Source organism: Pseudomonas sp. RGB (genome assembly GCF_007713445.1).
Classification (GTDB): Bacteria; Pseudomonadota; Gammaproteobacteria; order Pseudomonadales; family Pseudomonadaceae; genus Aquipseudomonas.
Map to the genome: position 1 here is coordinate 71,408 of NZ_VMSH01000018.1, position 15,055 is coordinate 86,462.

A 15,055-nucleotide genomic window follows, 5' to 3' on the forward strand; every position below is an offset into this window, starting at 1 on the left:
TTCAAATCGCCTCTAGTTCGCTCAAAAAGTCACGAAGATCATCAAAGTCTTCCGCCGTGCCGGCGCAGAAGGTGGCAGCCGCCTGGGCATAGGCGCGCAACGATTCGGTCTGGAACACTTCCACCAGCGGCACCTCCAGGCCCAGTTCGGCCTGGACCCGTGAAGTGATCTGGATCGCCAGCAGGGAATGGCCGCCGACTTCGAAGAAGTTGTCGTTCAAGCCCACGTGCGGCAGACGCAACACCTGGGCCCAGATCGCGGCGATCTGCTGCTCCAGTTCGGTTTCGGGGGCCACATACTGTTGCTGCATCTGGCTCGCATCCGGTTCGGGCAAGCCCTTGCGGTCAAGCTTGCCGTTGGGGGTCAGCGGCATCTGCGCCAGGAACATGAAATGCGCGGGCACCATGTAGTCCGGCAAACGGGTTTTCAGGGCACGGCGCAGGCTGTCGCGGAACTCGGCTGCGTTCGCCAGGCTTGCATCGGCCGGCACGACATACGCCACCAGCTGTTTGCCGGTCGGGCCGTCCTGGGCCACAACCACGGTTTCACCGACGCTGTCCTGTTCGCGCAGACGTGCTTCGATTTCGCCCAGCTCGATACGGAACCCACGGATTTTTACCTGATGGTCGACGCGGCCGAGGTAATCCACCACACCATCAGGGCGACCACGGGTGAGGTCGCCGCTGCGATACACACGGCTGCCAGGTTTGCCGAACGGGTCCGGCACGAAGCGCTCGGCAGTCAGTGCCGGACGCTCCAAATAACCGCGAGCCACGCCCTCCCCGCCCAGGTACAACTCACCTGCCACGCCGATTGGTTGCAGGTTCAGTTGCGAATCCAGCACATAGCCGCTGCGGTTGCCCAGCAGTGTGCCAATCGGTGCGTAGACGGCGCCGCAGGGGTCGCCACGATGGGCTTTCCACAGCAGCGGCGTGACCACGGTTTCCGTCGGGCCGTAGCCATTGAACAGGTAGGTCGGTTTCAGTGCACGCCACGCCAGGTCGTAGCTGGCCTGCGCCACTGCGTCACCGCCGAAGCAGTAAACACGCACTGGCGGTGGGTTACCGTCGCGCTCGGCATGTTCAGCCAGCTGTTGCAGGTACACCGGCGGGAACACGGCCATGGTCACGTTATGGCGGTGCATTTGTGCGTAGGTGTATTCCGGCAGCCACAGACTATCGTCGCGTATCAGCACACTGGCGCCATTGATCAGCGGGTGCATCCAGCCTTCGTGGGCGCCGTCGAATGCGAAGGACATGAAGTGCAGTTCGCAATCGGCGGGCGACGTTTCATAGCGTTCGCCGGTGGCGATGATATGCGCCACCAACGGGCCGTGGGAAACGGCAACGCCCTTGGGCATGCCGGTGGAGCCTGAGGTGTAGATCACGTACGCGAGGTTGTCGCCGTCCAACTGCACATCGGGCGCGGTATCACTGTAATCACACCACAATTCGGTGCGGTCAATCGCCAGGCTGTCCAGGCCTTGCGGTATCGGTAGTTGCTGCAAGGCACTGGTGTGCGTCAGCAACAACTTCGCGCGGCTGTCTTGCATCATGTACAGCAGGCGATCACGTGGGTATTCAATATCCAGCGGTACATACACACCACCGGCTTTCATGACCGCGAGGAACGCGACCATGATCTCGGCACTGCGCGGCATGGCGATGGCCACGCGCACTTCCGGGCCGACACCGCGGGCGATCAGCGCATGCGCCAGGCGATTGGCCTGAGCATCGAGCTGAGCGTAAGTCAGGGTTTGCGCATCAAATTTCACTGCCACGGCATCGGCGGTTTCGCGCGCACGGTCAGCCACCAACTCATGTACCAGCCGCTGGTTCGCGAAGCCTGCATCGGTCTGATCCCACAGGTTCAGAATGTGTTGCTGCTCGTCGCTGTCCAACAGGTTCAATTGGCCAATGTTCTGCTGCACATCGGCCACCATCGCCTGCAACAGGTTCTGCCAGTGACGCGCCATGCGCTCAATGGTGCTGGCGTCAAATAGATCGGTGGCGTAACTCAACGATGCGCCCAGTTGGTCCTTCGACTCCTCGATGTCCAGGGTCAGGTCAAATTGTGCAACGGCTTCGTCCCAGCTGACCGGGCTCATTTGCAACTCGCCCAGGCGCTGCAAGTACTGGCCTGACAGGCTGATGTGGTGGTTGAACGCGACCTGGAACAACGGGCTCAAACTGAGGCTGCGCTCGGGGTGCAGTGCCTCAACCAGCTGTTCGAATGGTAAGTCCTGATGGGCCTGAGCCTGGAGGGCACGCTGTTTGACCTGAGCGAGCAATTGGCTGACGGTGGTGTGCCCGTCGATCTCGGCCTTGAGCACCTGGGTGTTGACGAAGAAACCGATAAGACGCTCGGTCTCGACTCGATGACGGTTGGCAATCGGCACGCCGACGCGGATGTCTTGCTGGCCACTGTAGCGGTGCAGCAAGACCTGGTAAGACGCCAACAACAGCATGAACAAGGTCACGCCCTCACGCTGCGCCAGTCCCTTGAGGCCATCAAGCAACGGCGCCGGCAATGCAATACTCAGGCGCGCACCGCGATGCGTCGGCACCGCTGGGCGCTGATGATCGAACGGCAATTCAAGCACCGGCTGCTCGCCGCCGAGCACGTCACGCCAGTAGTCGAGCTGTCGGTTTTTCTCACCGGCGTCCATCCAATCGCGCTGCCACTGGGCATAGTCGGCGTATTGAATCGGCAGGGCCGGCAGCTGCGGCAGTTGGCCCTGACTGTAAGCGGCGTAGAGTTGGACCAACTCGTCGACCATCACTTGCATCGACCAACCGTCGGAGATGATGTGGTGCTGCACCAGCACCAACACGTGTTCATCCTCGGCCAGACGCAGCAGGCTGACACGCATCAACGGGCCCCTGCGCAAGTCGAATGGTTGGGTGATCCGCGCTTCCACCTGGGCTTTAAGGCCCGCCTCGTCCGTATCGGCCAAGGTCAGCTCGACCTGCGCCTGCGGGCTGATCACTTGCACGGTACGCTCGCCATCCTGGTGCAGGTGAGTGCGCAGGCTTTCGTGACGCGCCACCAACGTATCGAAGGCGCGCTGCAATGCCGCTTTGTTCAGGTGACCCTTGAGGCGTAATGCGGTGGGCACGTGGTAGGCGGCGCTCTCAGGGTCCAGTTGCCAGAGGAACCACTGGCGTTCCTGGGCGTAAGACAATGCCAAGGGCTGGTCACGCTCTACGGCAGTCAGCGGCAGCGCCGTGTGCCCCCGCACGCCCACGCAAGCGGTGGCAAACCCTTGCAGCGTCGGCTGCTCAAACAGTGCGCGCAGCGGCACTTCCAGTTTCAACTCATGACGCACGCGGGAAATCACTTGGGTGGCCAACAATGAATGGCCGCCCAGCTCGAAGAAGTGATCCGTGAGGCCGACCTGCTCGACCTGCAAAACCGCTTGCCAGATCGCCGCCAATTGCACTTGGAGCGGGCTTTGCGGGGCCACATACGCCTGTTGACGCAGGTTCAGGTCAGGCGTCGGCAGCGCACGGCGGTCAAGCTTGCCGTTGTTGTTCAGTGGCAGAGCGTCAAGTACCAGCCAATGCCCCGGCACCATGTAATCGGGCAGAGCCTGGCGCAAAGTGGCCGCCAGGTCCTGAGCGTCCAGGGTGTGACCATGGGCGGGCACCACGTAGGCGACCAGTTGCATGCCAACCGCACTCGGCTGGGCGATCACCGCGGCTTCACGCACCTGCGGCAAAGCTTGCAGGCCGGCCTCGATTTCGCCCATTTCGATGCGGTAGCCACGAATTTTTACCTGATGGTCGATACGCCCGACGTACTCCAACGCACCGGCTTCGTTGTAACGCGCCAGGTCGCCACTGCGGTAGAGGCGTGCACCGGGTACAGCAGAAAACGGGTCCGGCAGGAAGCGTTCGGCGGTCAAGGCCGGGCGGTCGAAGTAGCGCTGGGCCAGGCCCGCTTCGGCGCCGATGCACAGTTCGCCGACGCCGTCGGTGGCGAGCAGTTCGAAACCACTGTCGAGCACATACAACGAACGGCCTGCGATGGCGCGGCCAATCGGCACGCCGAACGCATCACTGGCATCCGCCAGTTGGCAATCGTGCACGCTGGACACCACCGTCGCCTCGGTCGGCCCGTAGGTGTTGACCAGGCGCACAGCGCCCAGCCCCGCCGCATGCCAGGCACGGATGCCTTCCACCGACATGGCTTCACCGCCCACGTGCACCTGGCGCAGGTTGCCCAAGGTGCGGCGGTCGACGGCGCACTCCTTGGCCAGCAAATACCAGTAAGCGGCCGGCAAGTCGGCCAGGGTCACGCCCTGTTCGACGATCTCGCGCGCCAGTTGGCCGGCGTCCCACAGCTCGTCGCCACGCATAATCAAGGCGGCGCCCACGCACAGCGGCGGGTAGCACTGCTCGACAAAGCCGTCGAAGCTGAAGGTCGCAAATTGCAGTACGCGGTCTTGCGCACTGAGCCGGCTGTAGGCCTCTGCGCTGTCGCAGAACTGGCCGAGCGCGGCATGATCGATGGCCACGCCTTTGGGCAGGCCGGTGGAACCGGAGGTGTAGATCACGTACGCCAGGTCGGCCGCCGCCGCCGTGTTGGGCGGATTGGTCGCCGGGTAGCCGTCCAGTTCTTCACCAGACGTACTGAAATCCACACGGACCAAACCTTGCGGCAGCGGCAGATCCGCGAGCAACCCGGTTTCGCTGAGCAGCACGTTCAAACGACTGTCTGCCAGCATGTAGGCCAAACGTTCGGCCGGGTATTTCGGGTCCAGCGGCACATAGGCAGCACCGCTTTTGAGCACCGCCAGCAGGCTGACGATCAGCTGCGGACCACGCCGACTGGCCAGGCCTACACGCTGGCCTGGCCCCACGCCGAGCGCCAACAAATGATGGGCCAAGCGGTTGGCCCGGGCGTTGAGTTGGGCGTAGCTCAGCCGCTCACTGCCCGCCTGAACCGCCAGCGCGTCAGGTGTGGCGTGGGCCTGGGCAGCGATGCGCTCATGTACGCGCTGAGGACGCTGGGCGGCACCGGCAGACTGGCTGAGCGCGAGTACCTCGTGCTGCGCGGCGGCGTCAAGCAGTTGCAGGTTACCCAGCGGCACACCGGCGTCCGCCATCATTTGCGCCAACAGGTGACGCACGTTGGCGCCCAGCCGCTTCACCTGCTGCTCGCTGAAATGGGCGCGGTCATAGCTGAAGTCCAGGCGCAGGCCGGCACCGAGTTCGACGCCCAGGGTCAGCGGGTAGTTGGTGCGTTCATGGTTGTGCATGCGGCCGAAGGTCAGGCCTGCGGGCGCACCTTGCTTCAATGCTTCGGCCACCGGGAAGTTTTCGAACACCAGCAAGGTGTCGAACAACGCCGCACCTTGCTGGCCGGCCCACGCCTGGATGTCGTACAGCGGCACGTGTTCATGGTCACGCAAGCTGAGGTTCAAGGCTTGCAGCTCGCTGAGCCAGGCGCCGGCCGATTGGGCGGGCGACGCGGCACTGATCAACGGCAAGGTGTTGATGAACAAGCCCAACTGCTGCTCAATCCCCGGCAGCGGCGCTGAACGCCCGGCGACGGTCGCGCCGAACACCACGCAAGCCTGGCCGCTGTAGCGTTGCAGCAACAGGCTCCAGGCGCCTTGCAGCACAGTATTGAGCGTGACTTTTTGTTGGCGGGCAAATTCGCCGAGGGCCTGGGTAAAGTCGTTGTCCAGCAGCACTTGATGGTCAGCCATGCCCACGCCGCCAACCGGCGCACGCAGTGCCTGCGCCAGCAAGGTTGGCGCTTGCAACGGCGCCAGGGCATTTTTCCAGTAGCCCTCGCCCGACGATTGCTGTTGCAGCCAGCCCAGGTAATCGCGGAACTGCCCCAGCGGCGCCGGCACGGCCTGGCCTGCGTAATGGGCAAGCACTTCGCCGAGCAACTGCGCGTTACTCCAGCCATCCATCAGGATGTGGTGGCTGGTGAAGATGAAGTGCCAGGCCGAACCTGTGCTGCGCACCAGCATCAGGCGAAACAGCGGTGCGGCATTGAGTTCAAAGCCGCGTGAGCGCTCGGCATCGGCCAGCGCATCGAGGTCGGCATTCACGTCTTCGATCACCTGCAACTGCACGTCGACCTGACGCCTGATTACCTGATGGGCGCTGTCCAGGCCCAGCCAGTGGAAGCTGCTGCGCAAGATGTCGTGGCGGTCCAGTGCCGCTTGCCAGGCGCGGCCGAAAATCAGCAGGTCAAGGCCTTCAATATCAAGGCGCAGTTGGTTGATATAGGCCTGGCCCTGGGGCGCGTACAGGGTGTGGAACAACATGCCCTGCTGCATCGGCGACAGCGGGTAGAGATCGGCGATGTCCGGCCCGGCCACGGGCAGTGCATCCAGTTGCTGCTGGGTGATACGCGCCAGCGGGAAGTCCGATGGCGTGACCTGCCCGGCAGGCGTTGCACAGCAATGCTCGATCAACGCCTTGAGTTCCGTAGCGTAGTCATCCGCCAGGCGCTGAATAGTTGCAGCGTTGAACATCTCGCGACTGAAACCCCATTGCAGCGACAACTCACCGCCATACACCTGCCCTTCCACCGTCAACCAGTTGGCCAACGGTGCTTGAGGGTCCTGCGCCTGGCCGCCGCCTTCGCTGGCCGGGACGAAAAGCGCTGCCTCGTTGAACTGGCGGTCGAACTGCCCCAGGTAGTTGAAGGTGATACGCGGCGCAGCCAAATCGGCCAGGGCTTCACGCGATTGCGGTTGGCCCAGATAGCGCAGCAGGCCGTAGCCCAGGCCCTTTTGCGGAACCGCGCGCAGTTGCTCCTTGATCGACTTGATTGCATCCGACAGTTCGCCTGCGGCCTGTAAACGCACCGGAAACAGGCTGGTGAACCAGCCGACCGTGCGGCTCAGATCGAGGCTGTCGAACAGGTCTTCGCGACCATGCCCCTCCAGCTGGATCAGCGCGGCGGCCTGGCCACTCCAGCGGCTGATCACACGCGCCAGCGCCGTCAGCAGCAGGTCGTTGACCTGGGTGCGATAAGCCGCTGGCGCGTCTTGCAGCAGTTGGCGGGTCAGCTCGGCATCGAGGCGGGTTTCGAGCTTCGTGCCCAGGCGGTTTTGCAGGCCGCCGTGGGGGTTGTCGCACGGCAGCTCGGCGTCGCTGGACTGCGCCAGCCAAAAAGGCAGTTGCGCTTCCAGCGTATGCGCGTGAGCCTGCAACTGCTGCGCCCACTGTTGGTAGCTGCTGGTTTTGGCGGGCAATGCGACCTGGCGGTAAGCCTGTTGCAGATCCTCAAGCAGCACGCGCCAGGACACGCCATCGACCACGAGGTGATGGACCACCAGCAGCAGGCGCTGGGCGCCGTCAGCCAGGGTGACCAACGCTGCGCGCAGCATCGGGCCTTGTTCCAGGTTCAGGCTGCGCTGGGCTTCATCGCACAACGCGGCCAATTCAGCCTCGGTGCCGACGCTGAATTGCCACAGCACAGATTCAGCGGCCGGCGCGGCGTGGGCTTGCTGCCAGCCATCGGCCTGCCGGGTGAATCTCAGGCGCAGGGCGTCGTGGTGGTTGATCAACTGTGTGAGGGCGGCGTCCAACTGCGCAGGTTCCAGCGCCTCGCGCGGGGTCAGCAACAGTGATTGGTTCCAGTGGTGGCGCGCAGCAATTGCCTGGCTGAAAAACGCCTGTTGCACCGGGGTCAGAATCACCTCACCGGAGACCGGCCCCTGATCCATAACCACTGCCTGCTCAAAGCTCGCCACCAGCGCCAGGCTGCGCACGCTCTGGTATTGGAACAAGTCCCGCGGGCTCAGGCGAATGCCTGCCTGACGGGCACGGCTGACCACCTGGATGGAGATGATCGAATCGCCGCCCAGCTCGAAAAAGTTGTCGTCCACACCCACGTGTGGAACGCCCAGTACATCACTCCAGATCGCCGCAAGGGCTTTTTGCAGGTCGCTCGAAGGCGCGATAAATGCCTGTTGCGGCGCAGCCTCCGGCAGTGGCAAGGCTTTGCGATCGAGCTTGCCGTTGGCGGTGACCGGCAACTGGGCGAGCACGACGAAATGGGTCGGCACCATGTATTCCGGCAAGCTGCTGAGCAGCCAGGCCTTGAGGTCCGCTGGCTCCTCGCTGTCGAGCACCAGGTAGGCGACCAACTGCTTGCCACCCTGCACCAGCACCACCGCCTCGCGTACTGAAGGGTGTTGGAGCAGGCGCGTCTCGATTTCGCCCAGCTCAATGCGCAAGCCGCGCAATTTAACCTGGTGATCAAGACGGCCGAGGTATTCGATCACGCCGTCAGTGCGCTGGCGCACGCGGTCGCCGGTGCGATAAAGGCGCTCGCCGTTGATGAACGGGCTCGGCACAAAACGCTCGGCAGTCAGCGCCGGGCGCCGGTGATAACTGCGCGCCAGGCCGGTGCCGCCCAGGTACAACTCGCCGGACACACCGGCCGGCACCGGGTTGAGTTGAGCGTCGAGCACATAGGTGGCGAGGTTGGCGATGGGCCGCCCGATGGGCACGCTGTCGGCGCCTTCATCGATGCAGGTCCAGTGGGTCACGTCGATGGCCGCTTCGGTCGGGCCGTAGAGGTTGAACAACCCGGCTGCTGGCAGCTTGGCAAAGACCTGCCGTTGCGCATCCAGCGGCAAGGCTTCACCGCTGCACACGATGCGTGTGAGGCAGGCACAGGCTTGCACGCCCGGCTCATGGATAAACGCCTGCAACATCGACGGCACGAAGTGCAACGTGGTGATGGCGTGGCGGCCAATGGTTTCGATCAGCCGGGCCGGCTCGCGGTGTTCGCCGGGGGCCGCGACCACCAGGCGCGCGCCGGTCATCAGCGGCCAGAAAAACTCCCATACGGACACGTCAAAACTGAACGGGGTTTTCTGCAGCACCGCATCACTGGCCGTCAATTCGTAGGCTTGCTGCATCCAGCACAAGCGGTTGACCAAGGCGCGATGGCTGTTGCCTGCGCCCTTGGGCTTGCCGGTCGAGCCGGAGGTGTAAATCACGTAGGCCAGGTTGAGTGCGTGAACGCCGCTGTCGGGCGAGGCACTGCTGTAGCCCGCCAGCCAACTGGCCGGCTGGTCGAGGGCGATCACCTGAATACCTTCGACAGGCAAGACGGCCAGCAGGCTTTGCTGGCTGAGCAGCAGCGTGATGCCACTGTCTTCGATCATGTAGGCCAGGCGTTCCTGAGGATATTCCGGGTCCAGCGGCACGTAGGCGCCACCGGCCTTGAGGACCGCCAGCAGGCCCACGACCATTTCGACGGAGCGCTCGACGCACAGCCCCACCAGCACGTCCGGGCCCACGCCCTGCTCGCGCAAAGCATGCGCCAGTTGGTTGGCGCGGGCATTGAGTTGGGCGTAGGTCAACGTGGTTTCGCCGAATACCAGCGCGGGAGCACTCGGCGTGCGCTGCACCTGGTCTTCGATCAGTTGATGGATGCCGCGCTCGGTTGGGTAGGCTTCGTCAGTCTGGTTCCACGCATGGGTCAGTACGTGCTGCTCATCGGCTGCCAGCATCGGCAATTCGCCAATGCGCTGTTCGCCGTCGGCCACCATGGCCTGTAACAGGCTGATCCAGTGACGGGCCATGCGCGCAATGGAAGGCGCATCGAACAGGTCATTGGCATAGGTCAGCGCAGCATGCAGGGTGCCGGACTTCTCATAGGTATCGAGGGTCAGGTCGAATTGGGTGGTGCGCCCTTGCCATTCCACCAGCGAAAGCTCAAGGCCTGAAGCGGTGCTGACGCTGGCAATGTCGGCCACCACCGGCTGGTGGTTGTACATCACCTGAAACAGCGGCGTATGGCTCAGGCTGCGCTCGACCTTGAGGGCCTCCACCAGGCGCTCAAAGGGCAATTCCTGATGAGCCTGGGCGCCCAGCGCTTGCTCCTTGATGCCTTGCAGCAGTTCGCCAACGCGGGTTTGCCCGGTCAGTTCGGTGCGCAGGACTTGCGTGTTGACGAAAAAGCCGATCAGCCCTTCGACTTCGGTACGGTTGCGATTGGCGATCGGCACACCGACGCGAATGTCTGCCTGCCCGGTGTAACGGTGCAGCAGCACATTGAAAGCCCCCAGCAACAGCATGAACAGCGTGACGTTGTGCTTTTGCGCGCAGGTTCGCAGTTGCGCGGCGAGGCTTGGGTCAATCGCGAAATGATGGCGAGTGCCCTGGTAACTCGGCATCGCCGGGCGCGGGTGGTCGGTTGGCAGTTCCAGTACCGGATGCTCGTCGCCCAGACGCGCCTGCCAGTACCCGAGCTGACGTGCCTGCTCCCCTGCTTCCAACCAGCGGCGCTGCCACAGGGCGTAGTCGCTGTACTGGATCGGCAGCGCCGGCAATTGCGGCGCCTCGTTGCGCTCATGGGCGTCGTAGCAGCGGATGAACTCGTCGATCAGCACGTTCATCGACCAGCCGTCGGAGACGATGTGGTGCAGGGTCAGCAGCAACACATGCTCTTGCGCGTTGAGCTTGAGCAACTGCACGCGCAGCAAAGGGCCGTGCTCCAAATCGAACGGCAACAGCGATTGACGCGTCGCCGCGTCGTTGACGGCCTGCTCCTGCTCAACGGCGGCCATGGCGCTGAAGTCCAGGTGCTCGACGACAAGCGAGGGCTCTATCGAAACCTGGGTCAGGCGTTCATCGGCCTGGCGCTGGAAGACTGTGCGCAAGGTTTCATGCCGCGCCACCAGGCTGGCGAAGGCTTGCTCCAGCGCACGCAGGCTGAGCGCGCCCTTGAGCCGCACCGCGCCGGGCAGGTTGTAGGCGCCGCTGGCCGGGTCCAATTGCCACAGAAACCACATGCGCTGCTGCGCGTACGAGAGCGCCTGGCGATCCTCTGCCTCCACACTCGCCGGAATCGGAAACCGGGAAAAATCCACGCCCTCTTTCTGCAAGGCCTGCAGGAATACTTGGCGTTTTTCCAGGGGCAGCCCGATAAACCGGCGAGCAAGTTTCAAGGAGTCTTCAGCATTCATTTCTTGGAGTCCGGAGCAATAGGCAGGAAGCACAAAGGCACGTCGTCCCTATAAAACGAACCGGGCGGGGAAAAATTAGCGGGGGATGAAGGGCGTGAGGCGCGGTGTCATCAAGGGTTACATCAATCTCAGCAAAGACACATAAAGCCGGGCTAGCATTGACGAACACCACTTTTTGCAACTACATTTAGTTACACGCAGGGAACGCCGTGTCCAAAAATGAAAAGCTGCTCGCCAAACTGCTCAACGAGCGCATGGCCTTTACCTGGCCAGAGCTCGAAACGCTACTCAAGCGTCTTGGCTACACACAGATTGAAGGGGCTGGAAGCCGCGTCAAATTCGACATCGGCGCCCCCAGTGCAATGATCACCTTGCACAAGCCTCACCCCGGCAACGAACTGAAACACTACATTCGGCGCCAGATCATCGAACAATTGAAATCAGGAGAACTGATTCAGTGAATAACCAACTGAAACACAACGGCTACATCGGCTCTATCGAAGCCAGCCTCGAAGACAATTGCCTGTTTGGCAAAGTGCTGTTTATCAAGGCGCTGGTCAGCTATGAGGGCAAAACCGTCGCGGAGCTGGACGTGGCCTTTCGAGAGGCCGTGGAAGACTACCTCGCTACGTGCCACACCCTCGGGCAAACACCGGAGAAACCGTGCAAGGGTTCATTCAACGTGCGGGTCGGCCATGACCTGCATCTGGCTGCAGCCCTGGCAGCGACCCGTAAGAAAGTGACGCTCAATGACCTGACGCGCCAGGCGCTGAATGAGTTTTTGCAACATCATTGCGCAGAACCTTCTCCGGCGATCGGCTGATCAGCCCAACCTTCGATAGCCCAGCAGCGCTGAGCCCAGTACCACCGCACCCGCCACCAGCGCCACCCAGAACCCGCTGGTGGCACCAAAATGGTCGATCATCCAACCCGAGCTGGCGGCACCAATGGCCACCCCGATACTCAGGCCGGTGATCAACCAGGTCATGCCTTCGGTCAGGCGGCTGGGCGGGACGATCCGCTCCACCAGGGCCATGGACACGATCAGCGTCGGGGCAAAGAACAAGCCTGAGATGAAGATGGCCACGGCCAGCCCGGGGATATTTGTCACCAGCAACAACGGCAAGGTGGTCAACGCCGTCGCCACGCCGCAGAACAAAAACTGGCGGGGCAACGGCGCCTTGAGCTTGAGCGTGCCGAACGCCAGACCCGCCAGGCACGAGCCAATGGCATACACCGAAAGCACGATGCTTGCCGCCGCCGGTTGGCCTTGATGCTGGGCAAATGCGACGCTGACCACGTCCACCACGCCGACAATCACGCCCATGGCCAGCAACAGGATCATCAGGATCAGTACCGACGGTGAGGCGATCAGCCAGCGGCCGTGATGGTCCTGATGTTCATGCACCGGCGGCTCTGTTGCGTGTTGCAGCACGAAGGTGGTCACCCCCACCGCCAACAGCAGCGCTGCCACCAACGGCCCGGCTTCCGGGAACAGCACCACACTCAGGCCCACCGAGATCGGCGGGCCGATGATGAAACAGACCTCGTCGAGCACCGACTCAAGGGCAAACGCGGTCTGCAACTTGGGCTGGCCGCGGTACAACTCGGTCCAGCGCGCCCGCACCATGGCCGACATATTGGGCATGCAACCGGCCAGGGCGGCGAACACAAACAACGTCCAGCTTGGCGCCTGCAACCAGGTGCACAACAGCAACAGCAACAACGCCCCACCGCCAATCAGCGCTGCTATCGGCAGCACCCTGCCCTGGCTGTAGCGGTCCACTAACCGCGAAACCTGCGGCGCACAAAACGCCGTGGCCAAGGCAAACACCGCCGCCACCGCGCCCGCCAGGCCAAAGCCGCCATGCACTTGCGACAGCATGGTGATCAGGCCGATACCGGTCATCGATATCGGCATGCGCGCAAGCATGCCGGCCAGTACAAAAGCCCGGCTGCCAGGGGCGTGGAACAACTCGGCGTAGGGATTTGCCATCCTGCTTGACCTCTTCCTCAAGACCTTGAAGCTTGCTATCGGCAGGCATCAAGGCAAAATACATACGGTGCGTATGTGGCAAATCATGCGTAACATACGCGGCGTATGTCAAACCCTCAAACACCCTCGCGAGCCCACCCAATGAGCCGAGCCCGTGCCGAAATAATCGAAGAAACCCGCGCCCGCCTGATCGCCAGCGCCCGCCAAGCCTTCGCCACACAGGGCTATGCCAACACGTCGATGGACGACTTCACCGCGCGCGCCGGCCTGACCCGTGGTGCGTTGTACCATCACTTTGGTGACAAGAAAGGCCTGTTGGCCGCCGTGGTCGCCCAACTCGACAGCGAAATGGACGCGCGACTGCAGCACATCACCGATCAGGCCCAGGACCCGTGGGAAGGTTTTCGCGAACGCTGCCGAACGTATTTGCGCATGGCCCAGGACGACGAAATCCAACGCATCGTTTTGCAGGATGCGCCGGCCGTGCTCGGCGATACCGGGTCGCAGCATCACTGCGTCGCGTCGCTGTGCCAGTTGCTTGAGGGCTTGATGCAGGCCGGTGCCATCGAACAGGGCCCCAGCGTCGCGCTGGCGCAATTGATCAATGGCAGCCTGGTCAACACCGCGCTGTGGATCGCCCGCGATGAACACCCGGGCGACCGTTTGGAGCAAGGCTTGCAGGGTCTGGAGTTACTGCTGCGCGGCTTGAAGCAATAAGCCCGCGCTACACCAGCCGCTTGATCTGCTTGTGCCGCCACACCAGCCGGTAATACGCAGTCTGCAGCGCCAGCATCGCCAGGTAGGTCACCGGAAACGCCATCCACACACCTTGCAGGCCGAAATGCGCATTGAGCACATACGCCATCGGCAGCTCCACACACAGCACGCAGAAAATCGAGATGGCGACCGGCATCAGCACCACGCCGCTGGCGCGCATGATCCCGCCCACTACCGCCTGGAAGCCAAAGACCAAAACGCTCCAGAGCATAATGTGCAGCAGGTGCTCGGCATTAAGCCGCGCGGCGTCGTCGGTGATGAACAGCCCCAGCAGCCAGTGCGACAACAGGTAGCCGAGCACAATCAATCCACCGGTCAGGCAGGTGTTGATCAACAGGCCAGTGCGCAGGATCGGCCCGATTCGCTCCAGGCGCCCGGCGCCAATCGCCTGGGCACCGAGGATCGAAGCGGTAATGGCAATCGACAGCGCCGGGAACTGCACATAATTGACGATCTGCGTCACCGCGCCATACGCCGCCGTGGCCTGGGAACCGTGGCTGTTGACCAGCGCAAGAATGACCAATTCGGACAGCGACAACACCACCATCTGCAAGCCGGTCGGCAAGCCGATGCGCAGCACTTTGCCGAGGATCGCCCGGTCCAGGCGCAAGGCAGCCAGCAATTCACGGTCCGGCGCCATCACATGGTTCTTGTGGCGCAGGCGCAGGATCAAAAACAGCATCGCCGAGGCATTACCGACCAGCCCCGCGTACACCGCGCTCTGGATGCCCATGGGCGGCAGGCCGATCCAGCCGCGAATCAGCGCCGGCGTCAGCAACAGGCCGATCAGGGTCGAGACCATCAGCGCCAGCAGCGGCGAGATCGTGTCACTGACGCCGCGCAGCAACTGGGTGTAGAGGATGAAGACCAACAGCAGCGGCATGATCAGCATCATCACCTGGGCATAACCCACGGCATCGTCGAGCACATCCATCGGGGTGCCCAGCGCCTGCAGGGCCGGGCGCGCGAACAGGCTGCCGAGCACCGCCGCGATCAGGCCTACCAGGGCGCCAAGGGTCAGCGTCGCACCGGTGATCACCTTCACCATTCCGGTTTCCTGCGCGCCCCAGGCCTGGCCGATCAGCACCGAAGCGCCCGCTCCCAGGCCGATCACCAGGGCAATAAAGAAAAACACGATGGGAAACATCCCCGACACCGCCGCCAGTGCCTGGGTGCCGAGCATTTGCCCGACATAGATGCCGTTGAGGGTGCCGGAAAAGCTTTGCAGAAAATTGGACAGCACCATCGGTGCCAAAAAAATCAGGTAGATCTGCCACAACGGCCGTTGCTGATTGACTTCCATGGTCGTTCGAGTCCCGGAATTA

The 15,055-nt window shown here is 62.8% G+C and carries 6 protein-coding genes; 3 read left to right on the forward strand and 3 right to left on the reverse strand.

The annotated features are described in order from the left end of the window. Position 1: 1 nt before the first annotated feature. Positions 2 to 10,957: a non-ribosomal peptide synthetase gene (locus tag FPT15_RS26210; protein WP_145165726.1), complete on the reverse strand. Its 10,956-nt coding sequence runs from the start codon at positions 10,955 to 10,957 to the stop codon at positions 2 to 4. 209 nt (positions 10,958 to 11,166) lie between these two features. On the opposite strand from FPT15_RS26210, the gene FPT15_RS26215 reads away from it, so the two are divergent. Both FPT15_RS26215 and FPT15_RS26220 read left to right on the forward strand, forming a co-directional pair. Beyond that, the gene (locus FPT15_RS26215; protein ID WP_145165727.1) at positions 11,167 to 11,418 is read left to right on the forward strand and encodes a type II toxin-antitoxin system HicA family toxin; all 252 of its coding nucleotides are present in this window, start codon (positions 11,167 to 11,169) and stop codon (positions 11,416 to 11,418) included. Further along, entirely contained in the window at positions 11,415 to 11,780 is a 366-nt protein-coding gene (locus FPT15_RS26220; protein ID WP_145165728.1) for a type II toxin-antitoxin system HicB family antitoxin, read from the forward strand. The genes FPT15_RS26215 and FPT15_RS26220 overlap by 4 nt, the downstream gene beginning before the upstream one ends. Here FPT15_RS26220 and FPT15_RS26225 read toward each other — a convergent pair whose 3' ends face one another. Beyond that, positions 11,781 to 12,953 (reverse strand): MFS transporter, encoded by a 1,173-nt coding sequence (locus FPT15_RS26225; protein WP_145165729.1) that lies wholly within the window; start codon positions 12,951 to 12,953, stop codon positions 11,781 to 11,783. Positions 12,954 to 13,094: 141 nt separating this feature from the next. Here FPT15_RS26225 and FPT15_RS26230 point away from each other — a divergent pair, with 141 nt between their 5' ends. Continuing rightward, the gene (locus FPT15_RS26230) at positions 13,095 to 13,670 is read left to right on the forward strand and encodes a TetR/AcrR family transcriptional regulator (RefSeq protein WP_145165730.1); all 576 of its coding nucleotides are present in this window, start codon (positions 13,095 to 13,097) and stop codon (positions 13,668 to 13,670) included. A 7-nt stretch (positions 13,671 to 13,677) separates the two neighbouring features. On the opposite strand, the gene FPT15_RS26235 is transcribed toward FPT15_RS26230, so the two are convergent. Then, a complete protein-coding gene (locus FPT15_RS26235) occupies positions 13,678 to 15,033 on the reverse strand; it encodes an MATE family efflux transporter (protein WP_145165731.1) in 1,356 nt (451 codons plus the stop codon). Positions 15,034 to 15,055: the final 22 nt, after the last annotated feature.